Origin of the sequence: Paenibacillus sp. Leaf72, from assembly GCF_001422685.1 — a bacterium.
In the GTDB taxonomy this organism is placed as follows: domain Bacteria; phylum Bacillota; class Bacilli; order Paenibacillales; family Paenibacillaceae; genus Pristimantibacillus.
The window spans coordinates 992,674-1,010,909 of record NZ_LMLV01000001.1 but is presented as its reverse complement, the minus strand read 5'-3'; the positions used below and the strand labels follow the sequence as shown (position 1 = coordinate 1,010,909).

Here is an 18,236-nt window from a genome sequence, read left to right as displayed (position 1 = left end):
TGAAGTAAATTATAGGAAATGAGTAGGGAGGAATCTTTTTTGCTTGAAATTTCAGCATCCTATGTCGATTCGCTTGCTCCGAATGCTGCGGCTATCAAGAACGGGCAAGGACTCGTTAAGAAAAACAGCTTTGTGCAATTAAACCGTTCCGAGGCAGGGGAGCTATTGTTTGGGCAATGCTCAGGCAGCGGCAAGTCCAACTATGAGTGCTCGGTTGACTTTGTCATCCCAGAGAAGCCGACCTTTCGCTGCACATGCCCTAGCCGCCAATTTCCTTGCAAGCATGGCTTAGGCTTATTATACGCGTACACGGATGGGTTGTCCTTTGAAGTGGCGCCAATTCCTGAAGATATTATAAGCAAACGCGAAAAAGCAGAAAAACGCGTTGAAAATAAAGCACAAAAGGAAAATAGTGATGAGCCGCCAAAACCGAAGAAGGTGAACAAGACAGCCCTGAAGAAAAAAATAGCTTCCCAGTTAGAGGGGCTTGATGTGCTGGAAAAGCTCATTCTTTCGCTCGTTCGCAGCGGCCTTGGCACCATCGACAGCAAAATGCTTAAAGCTATCCAAGAGCACGTTAAGCAATTGGGCAACTATTATTTGTCGGGCGCGCAGGTTGAGCTGCGGCGGTTTGCGCTGCTGCTCGCCGATCAACGTGACCGGGAAGCGAGTTATACCGATGCGGCGGAACAGCTGACCAGGCTGCATGCTTTTATCAAGAAAGGACGAGCTTATCTGCTCTCCAAGCTGGAAGATCCGGAGCTTGCGCTGGACCATACGTCAACAATTGAGGAGTGGCTGGGCCATGCCTGGCAGTTAACCGAGCTGAAGGAATTTGGCCTTGTAACAGAACAAGCAGAGCTGCTGCAGTTGGCCTTCTACAGCTATGACGATGATGCCCGACAAGAGTTTGTAGATGTCGGCTATTGGCTTGAAGCGGCTAGCGGCGAAATTCACCGCACCGTGCAATATCGCCCCCGCAAAGCGGCAAAGCATATGCGCGAGGACGACAGCTTTTTTGAAGTCGCTCAGGTGCCTTCCTTGTACAAGTATCCAGGAGATATGAATGCCCGGGTGCGGTTTGAGGAAATGGTGCCGAGAGCTGTGACAGCTGCTGATTTGGCGAACGTATCTTCCAAGGCGAACGGTACTTATGCAGAAGCGGTCAAGCGTGTAAAGAACCAGCTGAAAAACCCGCTCGGCGACAAGTCGCCAGTTATGCTGCTGCACGCCGCCAAAGTCGGAGCAACCGAAAGCGGGCAGTTTGCGCTAATAGACGAAGCGGGAGGACAGCTTGTGCTGGAGGATGCTGCAGCGCTGCCGCAAGGCACCGTATCTCTGCTGCCTTACCTGAATGACACTCAACTGAAGGACTGCTGCGTTCTGGTCATGTTTGAGCACCGGATGGACCAAGGGCGGCTTGTTGCCCAGCCGCTGACTATCATAAAGGGTGAAAATATAACCCGGCTTTTATACTAGCTTCTATTATCAATTTAGGGGGACAACCCATGAGTACAGCGTTATTGCAAGAGCTTCATCAAGAGGTAAGAAGGCTTTATATTGCCGGGAGCGACCTGGCTGCGGGAGATTTTCGTTTGAAGCGCCTTCTGCCGCAATTCGAGCAGCTAGGCGAACGCGCAGCCATTTTCAAAAAATTGGGAGAGGGCATTGCAGCGCTGCTTGAATCAGCCGAAGGCACGGGAGCAGCTGTGAAGCTGCAAGAGCTGGCCGTGCTGCTAGGCTCCGTGCTCTACACGCAAGGCCATACAGCGGTGGATGGCGAGGTTTTGGATCTGGCAGGCGGAGGGGTTCCATTATCCACAAGCTACTCCTATCGCAAGCTGGCCGAGGTGCAAAAGGCGCTTTCTACGACAGGCAGCGGCCGCTACGAAATCGTGACCGATGCTTTTGCCGAAGGGCTGTTCAACGATTTGCGCCTATTTCCATTTGCGATACGTGCACTGGACGATCCCTATTCCGAAATGGCCGAATTTGCCATGGATAAAATTTTGCCCGCCTATGGCTCAGCAGTAGTTCCGTATTTGATCCAATGCTTTAACCGCTCCGGCGGCAAAAGCGATGTGCGCAAGCTGCGTGTTATTTATAAGGCAGGTGGTGCGGCGGAGCTGGATCTCATCTTTGATGCGGCGGAGAATGGGGCAGATGAAATTAGGGTCGCTGCCATTGAATGTCTTGCCGCTCATGAGGAGTATGCCGATGCCTTAATAGGCTGGACGCTGGACAAAAAGAAGCCCATTCGTGAAGCGGCTTATGCCGCCTTGGCAGCAGGAGCTTCTGCGCAGGGCACAGAGCGTTTATTTGCGGCGTTTTCTGGAAAAGACATCGAGCTTGCGGCAGAAGCGCTCAACAGCTGGCCCTCTGAGCCGCTGACGGAAAGGCTTATTCCCCTGTTTAGGGCAGAGCTGGATCAGGCTCCAGTGAATAATAAGGATGAGAAGGCTAGCGATAAAGCGTGGGCGAAAGTCCAGCCGTTTTTGAGAGCGTTCGAATATGTGCGCATGCCCCAGCTTGAGGAGCTTTATGATCAGATTGTGCGTGAAGCGGACCGTTTCACCGCTTTAAGCTGGATCACGCTGCTGGACAAAGCAGCGCAATATTTGGAACAAACGAATTCCATGGAAGTATTAAGCCTGCTGCAGGAGCTGGATCACAAAAATCATCGTTATTTGCCGTATTCATTCCGCATGGCGAAGCGCCTTTTGCCTCCTGAGGAAGTATACATGCATTATGTGGGTTCTACTGCGAGCAAGCTGAAATCGGTCGTCACCAAAGCATCAAGCGCTCGCGAGCGCCAACTGCTCGATACGATGGAGTATATGGTAGGCAGCTATGACTACTACAATGGGGAGATAAATACTGCAGCGCCGCTGGTTGAAGCTTGGGATGCCCGCTGGCTGGACTGGCTCATCGATCGTAAACATTTGGAGCTGGTCGCTGTTTTTGCACGTCCCGGGCACAAGAGGGTAGAAGAATTTCTACTGCAGAGCCTGCAAGAGTGGAAAGAGAAGAAGAAAAGCGGTTTAAATACAATTGGCGTGCATGTTTTTAAAGGATTGGAGCATGCCGGAGTGGAAGAAACTCGGCGCCTCGAGCTGTTGATGGAGATTTTGGAGGATTCAAAGGACAAAAGCCTGTACAGCTTCTCCGTTTATCTGTTCCATTTGATGTTTCATTTCCCTAAGAGCTATGCTGACCGTTTGGAAGCTATTCTTCCTAGCTATAGATATGACTGTGCGAGACAACTGGAAGAAATTATCGGCTTATTGCGAAAATAAGGGGGCTGCCCTAACGCTGAATGTTCAACAGCCTATTTAAACTTAAAGGAGATGTACGAATGACAACAGATCAAGAACAGCTTCAGGATATGATGCGGCTGCCGGCAGAGGTTTTGTACAGTCACGAGCTGGAGGCGCTGCGCAAGGCGGACAAAGGGAAAATTCCGGCAGGCTGGCAAATGTCGCCTCGCTCGGTGCTGACGTTCATCATTGGCGGCAAAGCCGGCAAGACAATCATTACGCCTAAATATATCGGCAATACCCGCTTAATTGAGATGGCGATTGCTACGCTTGTTACGGACCGCGCCTTGCTGTTAATTGGGGAGCCGGGCACCGCCAAATCATGGCTGTCGGAAAATTTGGCAGCCGCGATCTATGGCAATTCCGGGCTCGTCGTGCAGGGAACTGCCGGAACGAGCGAGGAGCAGGTGCGTTATTCTTGGAACTATGCCATGCTGCTGGCTAATGGGCCTACGCCTGAGGCGCTTGTGAAAAGTCCGATTATGCGGGCGATGGAGGATGGCGGCATTGCCCGCTTTGAGGAAATTTCCCGCTGTGCGTCGGAGGTGCAGGATGCGCTCATTTCGATCCTTTCCGAGAAGACGATATCGGTGCCCGAGCTTGGAAAAGAGACGAGCGCCCGCAAAGGATTCTCGATTATAGCGACAGCCAATACCCGGGATCGCGGAGTGAATGAAATGTCTGCCGCGCTCAAGCGCCGGTTCAACATCATTGTGCTTCCGGCACCATCGGATCTAGAAACAGAGCTTGAAATCGTGAAAAAAAGGGTCGGCGAAATTGCGGCGTCCTATGAGCTGGAGGCTTCCCTTCCAGCAGACGAGGCGCTGCTCAAGGTGGTTACGATATTCCGCGAGCTGCGCAGCGGCATGACGCTCGACAAGAAAGAGAAGCTGAAATCGCCAGCAGGTGTCATCTCGACTGCGGAAGCGATCTCTCTGCTGACCAACAGCATGGCGCTGGCCGCAAGCTTCGGCAGCGGGGAGCTGACAGATAGCGATTTGGCTGCCGGTCTGCAGGGCGCCATTGTCAAGGATGATGATAAGGACAAGCTCGTCTGGAAGGAATATTTGGACAACGTCATGAAGAAGCGGGGAGCGGAGTGGCGGAATTTGTATCAAGCGTGCAAGGAGATGAACGAGTGAATGTAAATGCTGACGATCAGGTGTTTATTTTCGGAGTGCGCCATTTGTCTCCTGGCGGGGCGAAGCAGCTGCTTGAGTACCTGAATGAGCGTGAGCCGACGGCGGTGCTTATTGAAGGCCCCTCGGATGCGACTGGCGAGATCAAGCACTTGACACATGCCGCTACTGAACTGCCCGCAGCCATATTAGCCTTTACCGAAGAGCTTCCCGTGCGTACGGTGTTATGGCCCTTCGCTGTATATTCGCCGGAGTTTCAGGCGATGAAATGGGCCAAGGAGCATGGCGCATCCGCGGCATTTATTGACCTTCCTTCTTCCGTGACGTTAGCGCTGCAGGATGCACTCCGGTCAAAGGGAAAGAAGCCTTCTGCTGTACCTGAAGGGGAGGAGAAACGCTCCATTTACAGCCGGATTGCCGAGCTTGCGGGTGAGAGCGATTATGATATGTATTGGGAGCGCAGCTTTGAGCATAATGCCAATCCCGGCGCATACCGGGAAGCCATTCTCGCTTTTTCGGCGGAGATGCGAGAGCTTGGCGAGGCGAAGGAGCAGCGCGAGCACCCGGCTGAGCATGCCTATAATGCATTACGGGAGTCTTATATGCGGCGGCAAATCCAGCAAACGATTGCGGCAGGTCATGACCCCCAGCGAATCGTGGTCGTCTGCGGCGCCTATCATGCTGCTGCACTAGCGGATTTGACAGCGGCGATGAGCGATGAAGAGGCAGCGGGACTGCCATCCCGCAGCACCAAGCATACGTTAATGCCTTACTCTTATTATAAGCTGTCGACGATGTCGGGTTATGGTGCCGGAAATGATGCGCCCCACTATTTCCAAATGATGTGGGAGGCGATGGAGGGCGGAATGCTGGAGCAGCTTCCACACCGTTATCTCGCCTCGGTTGCCAGACTTGTAAGGAGCGGGGGCACTCACCGCTCTACCGCCGAGGTGATTGAAGCTGTACGCATGGCAGAGTCGCTCGCTGCAATGCATGACGGCAGTGCGCCTACTTTGCGCGATCTTCATGATGCTGCTCAAACGCTGCTCGGGCATGGGGAGTTATCTGCTGTCGCTGAGGCGCTGGCAAGAGTTGACGTGGGAACGGCGATAGGCCGCTTGGCAGAGGGAGTGAGCCAAACCCCTATTCAAGACGATTTGAACCGGCAGTTAAAAAGATTAAAGCTGGAGAAGTACAAGACGACGGTCGCCAGCACCCTAACGCTTGATCTCAGAGAAAACCGCAGGGTCGCTTCAGTGGAAGCTGCCTTTTTGGACTTAAACCGTTCCATCTTATGCCACCGATTGCTATTGCTTGGCATATCTTTTGTGAAGAGTCAGCCAAGCGGTCAGGAAGGAGCAACCTGGGCGGAAAATTGGCTCATCCAGTGGTCGCCGGAAGCTGAAATTCAAGTTGTGGAAGCGACGCTGCTCGGGGAAACGATTGAAGTAGCGTGTGCTTATGTGCTTCGTGAGAAGCTTCTTGCCTGCCGCTCTATTGAAGAAGCTTCGGCGCTCATTCATGTTTCCTGCTGCTGTGGAATGACCTCGCAGATGGAGGAGGGCAGCAGAGTGCTGCAGACGCTGGCTGCCGACAGCCGCGATGTCGTGCAAATTGCAGCGGCGGCACGGGGATTATCGATGATTATTGGCTATGGCGATATTCGCAAGGTAGATACACAGCCGCTTATTCCGCTGCTGGAGCAGCTGTTCCACCGCGGCTCCTTGTATTTGCTGGATGGCGCGGGCTGCAATGATGAAGCAGCAGGCGGCATGATTACGGCGATAAATGAGCTCAACCGCATTTCGCAGGATCATAGTGAAATCATTGACGACAAGCAGTGGGTGCAAGAGCTGCTGCATTTATCGGAGCGGGATGACCGCAATCCCAAATTGTCCGGCTTTGCCTGCGCTATTTTGATGGAACGGGGTGCAATTACGGCGGAGCAGTGTGCTGCGGAAGTTTCACGGCGTCTTTCCCCAGGCATTACGGCTGATCTTGGTGCAGGCTGGTTTGAAGGGCTATCGATGCGCAATCGCTACAGCCTGCTCTCACGGACAAGCTTGTGGGAACAGCTGAACCATTACATTAATTCGCTGCAGGACGATGAGTTTAAGCGGGCGCTTGTCTTTTTACGGAGAGCGTTCAGCTCCTTCTCTTCAAGGGAGAAGACGATGATCGGCGAGCTGCTGGGCGAGCTGTGGGGAGTAAGCGGGGAGCAGGCTGCAGAAATAATAACAGGTGAGCTAATGGAGGAAGAGATAAAAATGCTGGACGATCTGAATGATTTTGACTTTGAGGATCTTTAACGTATGGAGGAAAATCGGAAAGAAAATACAGTATCGCGCTGGCGGCTGATTTTGGGACAAGAAGCGGAAAGCCAATTGGCTAGCTGCAATGAAGACGGACAGCTTGGCCTGACGGAAGAAGAGCTTATTATGGACGCGGCGCTGGCAGCCATTTATGATGAAAGCGGTGCGGTCGGCAGTACGAAGGGCGGCTCAGGCACTGGAGCTGGAAGAGGGTCAAGCTCAGGACATGGGGCGCTCCACCTGTCCAAGTGGCTCGGCGATGTCAGGTCGTTTTTTCCCGAGGATGTCGTTTCTATTATTCAAAATGATGCAATGGAGCGCAAAGGCTGGAAGCAGCTGCTGTTCGAGCCGGAACTGCTCGCATCCGTAAAGCCGGATATTCAGCTCGTGGGTACGCTGCTGTCGCTTAAGGGGAAAATTCCTGAGAAAACGAAAGATACGGCGCGCCTGCTTGTGAAAGCGGTAGTAGATGAACTGGTGAAGCTGCTGGAAACCGATATTCGCCGCGCGGTGACGGGAGCGCTCAACAAGAGGCAGCATTCGCCGCTGCCGTCCCTGAGCGGGCTGGACTGGAAACGGACCATTCAGCGGAATTTGAAGCATTATGATACGGAGCGGCGGGTAATCATACCTGAGAAATTTTATTATTTTGACAGGGCGCAGCGAAGCAGGGAATGGACGGTCATTATTGACATTGATCAGAGCGGCTCGATGGCCGATTCGATTATTTGGGCTTCGGTTGTCGGCTCGATCTTTGCCAGCATCCCGGCGCTAAATACAAGAGTAGTCGTATTCGACACAGAGGTTGTGGATTTGACCGAGCAATGTGCCAACGATCCCGTGGATATGCTGTTCGGCATTCAGCTTGGCGGCGGCACGGATATTCATAAGTCGGTTAAATATTGTGAGCAATTTATTGAAGAGCCGAAGAAAACGCTGTTCATCATTGTCTCGGATCTTTATGAGGGCGGCAATCAATCCGGGCTTATTCGCCGAATGCGTGAAATGCGGGAATCGGGTGTGCGTACGATGTGCCTGCTCGCTTTGTCGGACAAGGGCAAGCCATTTTACGACGAGGGACTTGCCAAACAGCTGTCACGCGACGGCACGCCGTGCTTTGCCTGTACACCCGCCTTGCTTCCTGCCCTTGTGGAAGGCGCACTGAAAGGACAGGATTTGGCAGAGCTGTCGAAGCGGATTGGGACTATGTAAGGCAGAAGCGGCAGCTTATAGCCTATATGTTTCTGTAAAATGGGAATTTAAAATTGCATTTCTACTATAGTTTATAGTCGTATTATGTATATAAAAGTTGGCCCATTTCTTCCATTTTTAATGAAAGAAATGGGCCAAATATTGATGATCGAAAGGTTGCGTTTTCCATGAAACAATCAATTGCTGCTCTGTTAGTTTCTTGCCTATTATTCTTATCATCCAGTGCAAGCGTTTCGGCAGAAAAGTGGAGCAAGTTGCCAGCTCCTCAATGGACACAAGGGACTGGCTCTGATTATCTGGAAGTAAAAAAGGACATTCATGTGTTGCCCAACAAAAAAACAGTTTATATGCATATGCAAGATGAAAAAGTTTATACCAAAGCATGGCCTTATGATACTCTGAAGGCTGTTGATTTAGACACAGGGAAAATTAAATGGACATATCATTTTTATAAAGCGGGCATTGGTTATTTTAATACAGATAATTCTTTTTTATACGCTCCCAATGGAACGGTGTACGCCTACTTTGAATGGGAAAATGTTCTCTTTTCAATTCATGCAAGCGGCAAAGAAAATTGGATGATTCGACTTCCAGATCAAGGAAAAATGCACTTAATGAAAGATGGCACATTGCTGCATGTCGTTTCTACTTCATCTAAAGCTGGAGAGGAAACAAGTACGGTGTATGGATATAATAAGGAAGGTAAACAATTGTTTAAAAAATTAATTAAAGGGACTGTTGCAAAAGTATCAGATACTTTAATTATAGTAGAAAATCATTCGGCATCCTTTACAGATTTTAAAGCGGATATCTACAATTCTTCGATGAACAGAGTTTTTCGTTATAACTTTCCGCAAGGCTCTTATACAGATCTAAGCTATTCTCTGCTGTTATCTAATGGGAATATTATTTTTAGGGCTAATTTGAACAAAACAGGCAATCGTCTCATAGCCCTTTCATCAAAAGGCAAGGTGTTGTGGGGACGTGATATTCCAGGAAACTCAGAGATCATTGCAGCCGGAGACAATTATATGGTTTACTTAAATAAAACGGTCTCATTGTATAATACAAAGGGACTTGTAGCAAAGCAAACATTTAGTAATTTGAATACTGAAATTCCGATATATCCATTAGCAGAAATTACAGGAGACGATAATATATTATTAAATCTTAGAACAGCTCAATATGTTCTTGATCAGAAAAAATTATCTGTACTTCAAGAGTTCGTACTAAATGATACTGATGCTGAGATCATTTATTATAATGACAATACTGTATTTTCTCACTTGAAAAAAGCAAATAAAATAGCTAAATATAAATTGAAATAGAATCTACACGGAAAGGGCACTCCGTGTCTTTTTTATTTTTTCAATACATCGAATATGGTATGATAACGGTCACGAGTCAGAGCGACTAGAAGATAAGCTTTCAGACAAAAAGGAGATCAAAATCATGTCTAGCATTATAGCGAAACCATTTGATAAAGAAATGCAGAACACACTCGGCGAGATTACGACGACCTATCATGCAAGCGAATTGAGCCAGAAGGACCAAGCGGAGCTGCCGGAAAACATTTATATAATTGAAACAGACGAGACGATGGTCGGATACGGCGTCATCTGGGAATATGCGAGCGGCAAGCAGCTGATCGAAAAAGCGGAAAAAGATTATTTTAGCGATGACGAAAAATATTTGGAAAAAGACTTTTATATCGACATTAAAAATAAAAAGGATTTTGTTTTTATCGAAGCGCTCGATGTGCTGAAGGAATATGAAGGCAAAGGCCATGCGGCTTCCTTTATCAACTGGCTTAAAGCGAAATATCCGAAAAAGAGAATGTATGTGTACACGCTGGATAAATCACGGAACTTCTGGTATAAACAAAACTTTGAAGTGCTCGGCACGACAGCCTGGATGACCTATAACTAGCCGATGAACATTGAATTTGAAAATCATACGATATCGTTTCATGTTCAATATGGCAATCGGGAAAAGAAAATCTCCATTCAGATCGAGCCTTCAGGCTTCATCACGGTTAAAGCGCCGAAGGCGGCAAGTGAAGAGGTCATTAAACGGGCCGTCGGGCAGCATGGCAAATGGATTTTGGAGCAGACGCGGCATCTTGGGGAGGCTAATAAAGCGCCCCAAACGAAGCAATACCAAGATAAAGAAAAATTTCTCTACCTTGGCAAAGAGCATTTGCTGCATGAATTAATCGAGACAAACGGTTTAACAGAGGAGGAGCTGCGAAAAAACCTCAAAAAGTTTTATTTTTCAAGCTGCAAAAAAATAATTGGCGAACGTCTGCCTATTTATCAGGCGCAGCTGAAGGTAAAGCCCAAAACGGTTGAAATCGTAGAGTCCACGACGAAGTGGGGAAGCTGCAGCGCAACTAAGCATTTGACCTTCAATTATCGTCTGGCGATGGCGCCAATTGATGTCATTGATTACGTCATTATTCATGAGCTTTGCCATCTATTCCATATGAATCATGATCGTTCCTTTTGGCGGCGCGTAGGCAGCATTATGCCGGATTATAAAGAAAAGGAACAGTATTTGGCCAAATACGGAAGCTTCATGACGCTCTAATTTAGTAGGAGAAAAGAACGCCATATTGTTTGAAAAAGCCCATAATCGCAGCCTTGTCCATCCGCGAGTCCGGCAGGTCCTCTGGATAATAAACGCCGGGGGCGAGCGGTTCATTTTCAGGCATCAACAGCAATTTCTCGGCTTGGACAGCAGCTCCCAAAGCGGTAAGGTGAGTCTGGCCAAGCGGGTCCGAAATGGCGATTCGCCGCTCTACCAGGCGTCCATTAGGGTCGTGTCCCTTTAGGTGAATAAGCACATGATGGGCGCTGCCGGTACCTGGATTGTAGAGCAGACGCTGTCTGAACGAGCGGAACCTTTTTCCACTGATTATCTTCCATATGCCGCTGTTAACGAGTCCCACAAGCAGAGAGGTGGATGCTTTGCTGTCGAAGGAGATGCGGAAGCTGGCTGTGTGAATATGGCTTGCCTTAAGCAGTGTCACATGATCAGGGGTGTCCAGCCGATAGCATTTTGCCTTGTAGCCATTGGGAAACTGGACCTTCACCGGATCGGTCATCGGATGGACAAGCCGGTTTCTTCCCGCTTCCGTAATATGAAAGGGGATGGTCATCCGATCCATGTATGCGGTAGAATCCGGGCCTGCTTTATCCTGTAGGGAGTAGAGGGCATGGATATCGACAGCTACGTTGTCAAGCGAATCGGCATGCAGCATAGCGAATAGCGAGGCCGTTCCTGCCATCCAGCCCGAAGACAGCACGACAGGAGCATGGAGCTCCACCTTTCTCAATTTAGCAGAAGCCTGCTCGAATAGCTCCGTCCAGCGCGTCACGTCGATAAACGGGATTTTTCTTCTCACGGCAGCAAGAAGCAGCTTATCCTGCAAATCGTTGACTGCGCTAATGATGAGCGAAATATGCTCGCCTGCATGCTGGAGCGGATCTTCCGCATTCGTATCTACAACGGCAGTATGTACGCGTTGAGACTCGAAGGCTTTCGCTTTCTCCGGTGACCTTCCTCCCAATACTATTTCCAAATTCGCATGCCGCTCAAGTAAAATGTGGGCGATCTGCCTGCCAACTTCTCCATATCCCCCAACGATAAGAACCTTGTTTCTATTCATAAAATGAACCTCCGATTAAATGTTTATATGTTTAAGTTATTCAACCTATAGCCGTTTGAAAAAGGAATGGCAGCAAGCTAGCCTCATATTGGCACTAGCATTGGCATTCCTCTTCTACGAATTGGACAAGCTGTTTCATAAGCGCAATCGCATCATTGATTTCAAGCCGATAATACATTTCGGTTCCTTTTTTCTGAACGGTAAGCAGCCCTGCCTGGCGCAATATTTTTAGATGATGGGAAACGGTAGGCCGCGACATCGGAATATGCTCAGCAATTTGCGTTACATTCATACTGTCTTTATCGATTAGCAGCGATATAATTTGCTGGCGAACAGGGTCCCCCAAGCCTTGAAAATAAGGGCTTAAACTTTCAAAAATGTGAATCGCTTTCTGATTGCCGATAAATTCGCTCATGGCTCCACTCCTCCGCTATATGGTTTAATTGTTTAAACATATCGCCAAGTATAATTCATTTCACACAAAAATTCAAATCAACACAAAATGTCACAAAAACCAGCCTCTCCTCGTTATATGGGCAAATGGATTTACAGGAGACAAGGGGCTTGCTTAATGATGCGTATGGACGCCTAATGGTGTGCTTGATATGATCGATACAAGTAGTGCAGGCAAGCATAGATGGGGGCATGCGAAGTGACGGAGCTTTATGAACGGTACAAAAATCTTTTATTCCAGCTGGCGTATCAGCTAACCGGTTCGGTATGTGACGCGGAGGACGCAGTTCAGGATGTATTCATCAAGCTTCAGCGAGTGGACCCGGCGCGGCTGCAGGAGCCAAAGGCGTATTTATGCAAAATGATGACGAATCATTGCTATGACCTGCTCAAATCTGCGCGCAAACGCCGGGAGCAGTATATTGGGCCATGGCTGCCCGAGCCGCTGCAAATGAACGCTGAGGATGTATTTGAAGCCATCATCCGCGGTGAACTGCTATCTTATGCGATGCTTGCATTGTTAGAGCGTCTATCTCCGGCCGAGCGGGCGGTATTTGTGCTCAGAGAAGCGCTCTCGTTCGATTATGCCGCTATAGCGGAAATTACGGGCAAAAGTGAAATGAACTGCCGCAAGCTGCTTAGCCGGGCCCGGGGAAAAATGGGCGTTTCGGAGCAGGAGCTTGCGGGGGCAGGCGCAGTTAGCGACGAGTGGGCGCAGCAATTTCTCGCAGCTTTGTCCGAGGGTAAGGTCGATACGGTGCTGTCTATGCTTGCTGAAGACGCCATGCTGCTATCCGATGGAGGAGGCAAGGTGAGTGCCGCTATTCGTCCGATCCAGACGAGCGAGCATGTGGCGCGTTTCCTGCTGGGCATCATTCGCAAGGCAGGCGAAGGAGAGGACGATCGCTTCAGCATCGAAATCAAGCAGCTGAACGGCCAGACCACCATCATGTTCAGGCAGCAAGCGCGCATAACCTCCGCCGTATTCCTCCATATGAAAAACAAGCTGTTGCAAAATATTTATATTATCCGCAATCCGGATAAGCTGGAGCGAATGAATCAGCAGGCCTTATAGTGAACAAATAAAGAGATGGGGAGCAGCCGCTTCCCGTCTCTTTATTTGTTCAGGCACGTGGCTTGCCGAGATGGGAAAGCTCATTACCAGCTAGCGGTATACTTTATACCGAACAAAATATGGAAGCCTTTTACATTGACAGCATACACTAAATTAATTACTCTAATTAAAGTATATAAAATAAAGTATAAGGTGGAGTGGAGCATGAAAGCATTTTTGAAAAACAAAATTGTAATCGGCGGCATTTTTATGATGGTTTTTTATCAAATCGCGATGATCGGGATGTTTATGTACGGGTACAGTGCGGTACCGAAAAACCTGCCTGATCTCACGGTGGCGATTGTAAGCGAGGATGAGCAGACCGGAGCGAAGATGGTTGAGCAATTGAAAGAGCAGCTGCCATTCCATATCAATACTACGCTTAGTCTGGAGCAGGCCAAAACCGAGCTGGACAATCGCAACGTCCATTTAATCGTCCATATTCCGCAAAATTTTACGCAGCAGCTTTCGCAGCCGGGTGAACAGGCCCAATTGGATTTTTTCATGAATGATTCTAATCCGGCTACGACAAGCAGTGCGATGCAAAGCGTGGCTGACCAAATTTCCAGCAAAATGGTCGCCCAAATTCAGACGCAAAGCTTTGAAGGGCTGCTGCAAAATATGAAGCTGTCAGAGGATCAGGCGAAGCAGATGGTGGAAGGCGTCATGACCAAAGTTACTCCCAATATGGTTGTGACCAACCCGAAGCCTGCCGGCATGCACAATCAGATGGCACCTATGTTTCTGGCGATGGCTGGTTATGTTGGGGCCATGATTTATTCCATGATTAGTGTTGGCGCCTTGCAGCAGTTGAAAGGGCAGCTTGGCAAATGGAAAGCCTTTTTCAGTTTGCAGGGCCTTAATGCGCTGCTGGCCTTGATCGTTCCGCTCATTGGCTTGACTATTTATTTCTCCATTCATGGCTATGGTGCCGAGACTTTTCTAAAAGTGTGGATGGTGCACGCCCTTGAATTATTTACCGCTATTTCGTTTACGAGCATCTTCTGCATGCTAGCCGGCCAAGCGGGCATGCTGCTTAATATGCCGCTGCTGCTGTCGCAGACCATCGCAGGCGGAGCGATGATGCCGCAGGAAATGATGCCAGGCTTGTTCAAAGCCATCAGCTACATTTCCCCGATGTTTTATACGATTCAGCTGGATTACAACCTGCTCTTCGGCGGGGGGCAGATGTCAAAGTATTTGCTTGGGCTCGCGCTAATTGGTGTTGGAGCACTGCTGATCAATACGCTGATTCACCAATTTAAAGGGGTTAAAACAACGACCGAGGAAAATACGACTGCAGCGCAGCCGCAATTCATGTAAAATAAAAGGGTTGGCAGGCGGATTAGCAGCTTGCCAGCCCTTTAAGCTAGTGATGGAGGCGATGCAATGACCTTGCAAATTTTTATTCTTGGAACGTTGAGCGAAGCGGAAAGCCATCCGTATGATATAAAAAAACGGCTGCTTAAGTCGCTCGGCAATACGATTCCCATAAACGATGGAACGCTATATTACCAATTTGATGTGCTGCAAAAAAAAGGGCTTATTCAAAAGCTTGAGGTCGTCCAATCGGATAATCGTCCAGAAAAGACGACTTACGGCATTACAGATAAAGGCCTCAAAGCGCTGGAAACCGAAATTTATGCCGCTTATCAGAACGTCACGAGCATAACGGCTTTATATGCTACGCTTTTTTATTTGGACAAGATCGATAAACACAAGCTGGCTTATTTGATCGAGGAAGCGATTGACAAGCGCCAGGCTAAACTCAGGCTGATTGAGGAAACCGATCTGGATACGCTGCAAATTCCGCAGGACAAGCAGCAGCCACTTGAGCTGCTGACGGACCATGCCTACCATTTGATCCAGAGCGACGTCGCTTGGCTGCAGAAGCTGCTCGTTTATGTGCGAAGCGAATAGGCCCATAGTGGATAAAATTCAATATTTGTCGCAATTTAATCTGCTTCATTCGTTGTCGATGGAAGATTTAATCGAGATGGAGGAGCTTACCGTCATTACGCCTTTTCCGAAAAATACATTTATTCAGACGCCGGCCTCCTTTGCCGAAGGACTTTAATTTGTGAAAAAGGGCAAGGTGCGCTTGTATCAGCTTAGCGCGGAGGGCAAGCAGTTCACCTCGGATATTTTGAGCGAAGGCAATGTATTTGGGGAAATGGCGATGATTTCGTTTGGTATGCGGAACCATTACATTGAAGCGGCCGAAGACAGCCATATTTGCTTAATGGACCCGAAGCGATTTGAAAATTTTCTGCTGCATCGGCCCCGGTTTATGCTATCACTGCTTCAAGTATTAAGCGAACGCCTGAACGGCATGAGCCAGTTGACGCAGCATTTGGCGCTCGGGAACCTGCATGATAAAATTTTGCATGCGCTTATGCGGCTCGGCAAGGACTTCAGGCCTTACGAGCGCGGGCGAATTCACTAAAATTAACTTTTCGCTCTCGCATCAGAAATTGGCTGGCATCCGTCCGTATGCAGCAGACCCTCATTTTGGCGTGCGCGAAATCGCTTGGATGGCCGTCAGAGAGCCCATTATTCGCGAATTAAGCGCAGCATTGGCTTGTTTCAAGGGCTGGGTAACGGATGCCGATCCCCATATTCGGCGGTTAGACATTGAAGCGACGCGCCCGGTAGGCGTATGGGCCAAGCATATTGCGGCTTTAAAGGAAGAGCCTGCTCCTGTTTTGCCGCTATTGGAGGCTGTTTGCTCCGACCCGGCAAAATATGTGCAGGATTCGGTAAGCAATTGGCTGAATGATGCTGGCAAAACGAATCCAAATTGGGTGCTTCAGGTTTGCAAGCGTTGGCAGGAGCAGTCCGAATCGAAGCAAACGAAGCGGATTGTAACAAGGGCAACACGAAACCTGCTCAGCCTATAATAACAGCTCCCGCAGCAGGAAGCGGGTGAATCGTATTGATGAATAGCATGCGCATTGGGCACATGCTATTCTTTTCAACTTTTATTGAGAAGGTTTATCATTTATAATGGGGGAAAAGCGGTTTGGCTACAGTAGGGGAGAAGCAGGGTGAAGCTGGGTGAGCATATAGCCGTATGGAATCATACAGCGGTAAAAATATTTGATATCAGACATATCGTCATGAATGCGGGGGAGCGTCTGGGCGACTATCGTTTTCCTGCTAGCGGTTTTTTGTATGGGGTAAAAGGTGCAGCGAGCTTGCATTTGGACGGCCAATTTCATAAATCACGGCGTTTTTATTTGCTGCATGGCGCAAAGGGCATGCGGCTGGAAATCGAGGCCCAGGAAGAGTTTGAATTTTATTTGCTGTATTATCGGGCAAAGCTTGCTTTCTCTGGCTGGAGGGAAATTCGGCAGCTGCTGGAGCGCCGAAGCCCTTTTGAAATGCAATATGGGTTTGAGCCCGATGAACCTCTGGCTATGCTCGTGCTGATGTCGACGATGAATCAGACGCTCAGAAATGAAGGAAGTCTCGGCAGCGTGCAAATTAAGGGGCTCTTCTACCAATTTGTGCACGAGGTGCTGGGCCAGCTGAAAACAACGGAGGCGGCCGTCAGCGAGCCGGATCTTGTGACTCAGGTGATACGTTTTCTGCACGAGCATTATCAGGAGGGCATCTCGCTGGATGAGCTTTCCAATCGCTTTAATTACAGTCCGCGGTATCTGTCGATGAGGTTCAAGAAGCAGACGGGCGCAAGCCCGATTGACTATCTTATTCAAATTCGCATTAAGGAAGCGAAAAAGCTGCTGCTGGAGACGGGTGCCACACTTCGCGATATCGCGGCATATGTCGGTTATGCGGATGAATATTATTTCAGCCGTTTATTTAAGAAGCAGACGGGCCTATCGCCAGCGCGTTATCAGGCCAAGGAGCGAGGCAGCGGCATAAAGGAAGATAGTCCATTCGGCAGTACCAAATTGTCCATTGGATCGTACGAACAGCAACGTTATAGTATGGATGGTGGTGATAATCATTATCAATATTATGGCGGAGGGTTTACAAATATGAAACGAAATAAAAATTCAGCACTAGTATTGAGCGTGCTGCTCAGCTTGACGCTGCTGCTTAGCGCTTGCTCAGCGGGAGGAACCAATGCGGGTTCAAACACATCCCAGACTACGACGAACGTAACAGCAACTTCTGCGGCCAATGCCGATACGGCTGGTGAAGCGAGTACAAGGACCATTTCCACTGTAAAAGGAGATGTTGTTGTGCCAGCGGAGCCGAAACGGATCGTTGTGCTGTATATGCTTGGTGATGCGGTTGCTCTTGGCATTAAGCCAATCGGTATTTCTGAGGTTTATGATGGAGCAGCCTTCTCTGAGCAATTGGAAGGTGTGGAATCGCTGGGCCACTGGAATGAAGCGAACCCGGAGGCGGTTATGGCGCTTGATCCGGATCTGATTATTGCCAATTCCGAGGATAATTATAGGATGCTCAAGGATATTGCGCCGACCGTGCTTATTCCAGCTGATCAAATCTCGACAGAGGAGCGGATTAAGAAGCTTGGCGAAGTATTCGGCAAGGAGAAGGAAGCGCAGGCGCTGCTGGACAGCTTCCAGAGCAAAGTAGAAGAAAGCAAAGAAAAGCTTCGCACAGCGGGCTTGCTGGACAAGACGATTACGATTGTCGAAGGCGGCAATAAAGAAATGCTGGTCATTGAAAGCAAGGAGTACGGACGGGGCTCGCAAATCGTCTATGATTATTTAGGCATGAAAGCGCCGGAGATTATTCAGCAGAAGATCGATAAGACGAAAACGGTAGAAAGCGAAATGGTATCCATGGAAGTGCTGCCACAATTTATGGGTGATTACGTGCTGCGCTCCTCATGGGAGGGGATGGACGACCTGTCTGAGCATGCCGTTTGGAGCAGCTTGCCTGCGGTGAAGGCTGGAAAAGTCATCGAAGCTGATTTTGGCTTATTTTATTACACCGATCTTTATTCCTTGAATACGCAGCTGGATGTCATTACGAACGCTTTGCTGGCGACCACAGCGAGCAAGTGACCGTAAGGCGGCT

At 49.1% G+C, this 18,236-nt stretch carries 16 protein-coding genes and 1 pseudogene; 15 read left to right on the top strand and 2 right to left on the bottom strand.

The window, feature by feature from the left end:
• The first annotated feature begins 39 nt into the window (after positions 1 to 39).
• From ASF12_RS04460 to ASF12_RS04425, 8 genes are all read left to right on the top strand, one after another.
• Positions 40 to 1,479 carry an SWIM zinc finger family protein gene (locus tag ASF12_RS04460; RefSeq protein ID WP_056030080.1) on the top strand — a complete coding sequence of 480 codons (1,440 nt, stop codon included), beginning with the start codon at positions 40 to 42 and terminating at the stop codon, positions 1,477 to 1,479.
• 29 nt (positions 1,480 to 1,508) lie between these two features.
• Complete coding sequence (locus tag ASF12_RS04455; RefSeq protein ID WP_056030077.1) at positions 1,509 to 3,296, top strand: hypothetical protein; 1,788 nt, start codon at positions 1,509 to 1,511, stop codon at positions 3,294 to 3,296.
• A gap of 59 nt (positions 3,297 to 3,355) precedes the next feature.
• Positions 3,356 to 4,459, top strand: coding sequence for an ATP-binding protein (locus tag ASF12_RS04450; protein WP_056030074.1), 1,104 nt, complete (start codon positions 3,356 to 3,358; stop codon positions 4,457 to 4,459).
• The gene (locus tag ASF12_RS04445) at positions 4,456 to 6,765 is read left to right on the top strand and encodes a DUF5682 family protein (RefSeq protein ID WP_056030071.1); all 2,310 of its coding nucleotides are present in this window, start codon (positions 4,456 to 4,458) and stop codon (positions 6,763 to 6,765) included. The genes ASF12_RS04450 and ASF12_RS04445 overlap by 4 nt, the downstream gene beginning before the upstream one ends.
• A 3-nt stretch (positions 6,766 to 6,768) precedes the next feature.
• Complete coding sequence (locus tag ASF12_RS04440) at positions 6,769 to 7,980, top strand: VWA domain-containing protein (RefSeq protein WP_056030068.1); 1,212 nt, start codon at positions 6,769 to 6,771, stop codon at positions 7,978 to 7,980.
• Between the two features lie 167 nt (positions 7,981 to 8,147).
• Positions 8,148 to 9,308: a PQQ-binding-like beta-propeller repeat protein gene (locus tag ASF12_RS04435; RefSeq protein ID WP_155972769.1), complete on the top strand. Its 1,161-nt coding sequence runs from the start codon at positions 8,148 to 8,150 to the stop codon at positions 9,306 to 9,308.
• Between the two features lie 124 nt (positions 9,309 to 9,432).
• Complete coding sequence (locus tag ASF12_RS04430; protein ID WP_056030063.1) at positions 9,433 to 9,909, top strand: GNAT family N-acetyltransferase; 477 nt, start codon at positions 9,433 to 9,435, stop codon at positions 9,907 to 9,909.
• A 3-nt stretch (positions 9,910 to 9,912) separates the two neighbouring features.
• A complete protein-coding gene (locus tag ASF12_RS04425; RefSeq protein ID WP_056030060.1) occupies positions 9,913 to 10,569 on the top strand; it encodes a M48 family metallopeptidase in 657 nt (218 codons plus the stop codon).
• Between the two features lies 1 nt (position 10,570).
• Here the strand turns inward: ASF12_RS04425 and ASF12_RS04420 are convergent, their stop codons facing one another.
• Both ASF12_RS04420 and ASF12_RS04415 read right to left on the bottom strand, forming a co-directional pair.
• On the bottom strand, positions 10,571 to 11,650 hold the full coding sequence (locus ASF12_RS04420; RefSeq protein ID WP_056030057.1) for a saccharopine dehydrogenase family protein: 1,080 nt from the start codon (positions 11,648 to 11,650) through the stop codon (positions 10,571 to 10,573).
• Between the two features lie 94 nt (positions 11,651 to 11,744).
• A complete protein-coding gene (locus tag ASF12_RS04415; protein ID WP_056030054.1) occupies positions 11,745 to 12,065 on the bottom strand; it encodes an ArsR/SmtB family transcription factor in 321 nt (106 codons plus the stop codon).
• Positions 12,066 to 12,302: 237 nt separating this feature from the next.
• Between ASF12_RS04415 and ASF12_RS04410 the strand changes: the two genes are divergently transcribed.
• The 7 genes and pseudogenes from ASF12_RS04410 to ASF12_RS04385 all read left to right on the top strand — a co-directional run bounded on the left by ASF12_RS04410 (position 12,303) and on the right by ASF12_RS04385 (position 18,223).
• Entirely contained in the window at positions 12,303 to 13,178 is an 876-nt protein-coding gene (locus tag ASF12_RS04410) for an RNA polymerase sigma-70 factor (protein WP_056030051.1), read from the top strand.
• Positions 13,179 to 13,382: 204 nt separating this feature from the next.
• Entirely contained in the window at positions 13,383 to 14,540 is a 1,158-nt protein-coding gene (locus ASF12_RS04405) for a YhgE/Pip domain-containing protein (protein WP_056030048.1), read from the top strand.
• 66 nt (positions 14,541 to 14,606) lie between these two features.
• Positions 14,607 to 15,137 (top strand): PadR family transcriptional regulator, encoded by a 531-nt coding sequence (locus ASF12_RS04400; RefSeq protein ID WP_056030046.1) that lies wholly within the window; start codon positions 14,607 to 14,609, stop codon positions 15,135 to 15,137.
• Positions 15,121 to 15,294, top strand: a complete 174-nt coding sequence (locus tag ASF12_RS34210; RefSeq protein WP_155972766.1) for a hypothetical protein — start codon at positions 15,121 to 15,123, stop codon at positions 15,292 to 15,294. The genes ASF12_RS04400 and ASF12_RS34210 overlap by 17 nt, the downstream gene beginning before the upstream one ends.
• Positions 15,295 to 15,297: 3 nt before the next feature.
• Positions 15,298 to 15,663 (top strand): Crp/Fnr family transcriptional regulator, encoded by a 366-nt coding sequence (locus ASF12_RS04395; RefSeq protein ID WP_056030043.1) that lies wholly within the window; start codon positions 15,298 to 15,300, stop codon positions 15,661 to 15,663.
• Positions 15,664 to 15,685: 22 nt separating this feature from the next.
• Positions 15,686 to 16,117, top strand: a pseudogene (locus tag ASF12_RS04390) (DNA alkylation repair protein); the annotation flags it as partial.
• Between the two features lie 147 nt (positions 16,118 to 16,264).
• Entirely contained in the window at positions 16,265 to 18,223 is a 1,959-nt protein-coding gene (locus ASF12_RS04385; RefSeq protein WP_056030035.1) for an AraC family transcriptional regulator, read from the top strand.
• Positions 18,224 to 18,236 lie beyond the last annotated feature (13 nt).

Coding starts and splice junctions, on each gene's coding strand:
- ASF12_RS04455 (WP_056030077.1), top strand. CDS start 1,509: ATGAGTACAGCGTTATTGCAAGAGCTTCATCAAGAGGTAAGAAGGCTT.
- ASF12_RS04450 (WP_056030074.1), top strand. CDS start 3,356: ATGACAACAGATCAAGAACAGCTTCAGGATATGATGCGGCTGCCGGCA.
- ASF12_RS04440 (WP_056030068.1), top strand. CDS start 6,769: ATGGAGGAAAATCGGAAAGAAAATACAGTATCGCGCTGGCGGCTGATT.
- ASF12_RS04435 (WP_155972769.1), top strand. CDS start 8,148: ATGAAACAATCAATTGCTGCTCTGTTAGTTTCTTGCCTATTATTCTTA.
- ASF12_RS04430 (WP_056030063.1), top strand. CDS start 9,433: ATGTCTAGCATTATAGCGAAACCATTTGATAAAGAAATGCAGAACACA.
- ASF12_RS04425 (WP_056030060.1), top strand. CDS start 9,913: ATGAACATTGAATTTGAAAATCATACGATATCGTTTCATGTTCAATAT.
- ASF12_RS04420 (WP_056030057.1), bottom strand. CDS start 11,650: ATGAATAGAAACAAGGTTCTTATCGTTGGGGGATATGGAGAAGTTGGC.
- ASF12_RS04415 (WP_056030054.1), bottom strand. CDS start 12,065: ATGAGCGAATTTATCGGCAATCAGAAAGCGATTCACATTTTTGAAAGT.
- ASF12_RS04405 (WP_056030048.1), top strand. CDS start 13,383: ATGAAAGCATTTTTGAAAAACAAAATTGTAATCGGCGGCATTTTTATG.
- ASF12_RS04400 (WP_056030046.1), top strand. CDS start 14,607: ATGACCTTGCAAATTTTTATTCTTGGAACGTTGAGCGAAGCGGAAAGC.
- ASF12_RS34210 (WP_155972766.1), top strand. CDS start 15,121: ATGTGCGAAGCGAATAGGCCCATAGTGGATAAAATTCAATATTTGTCG.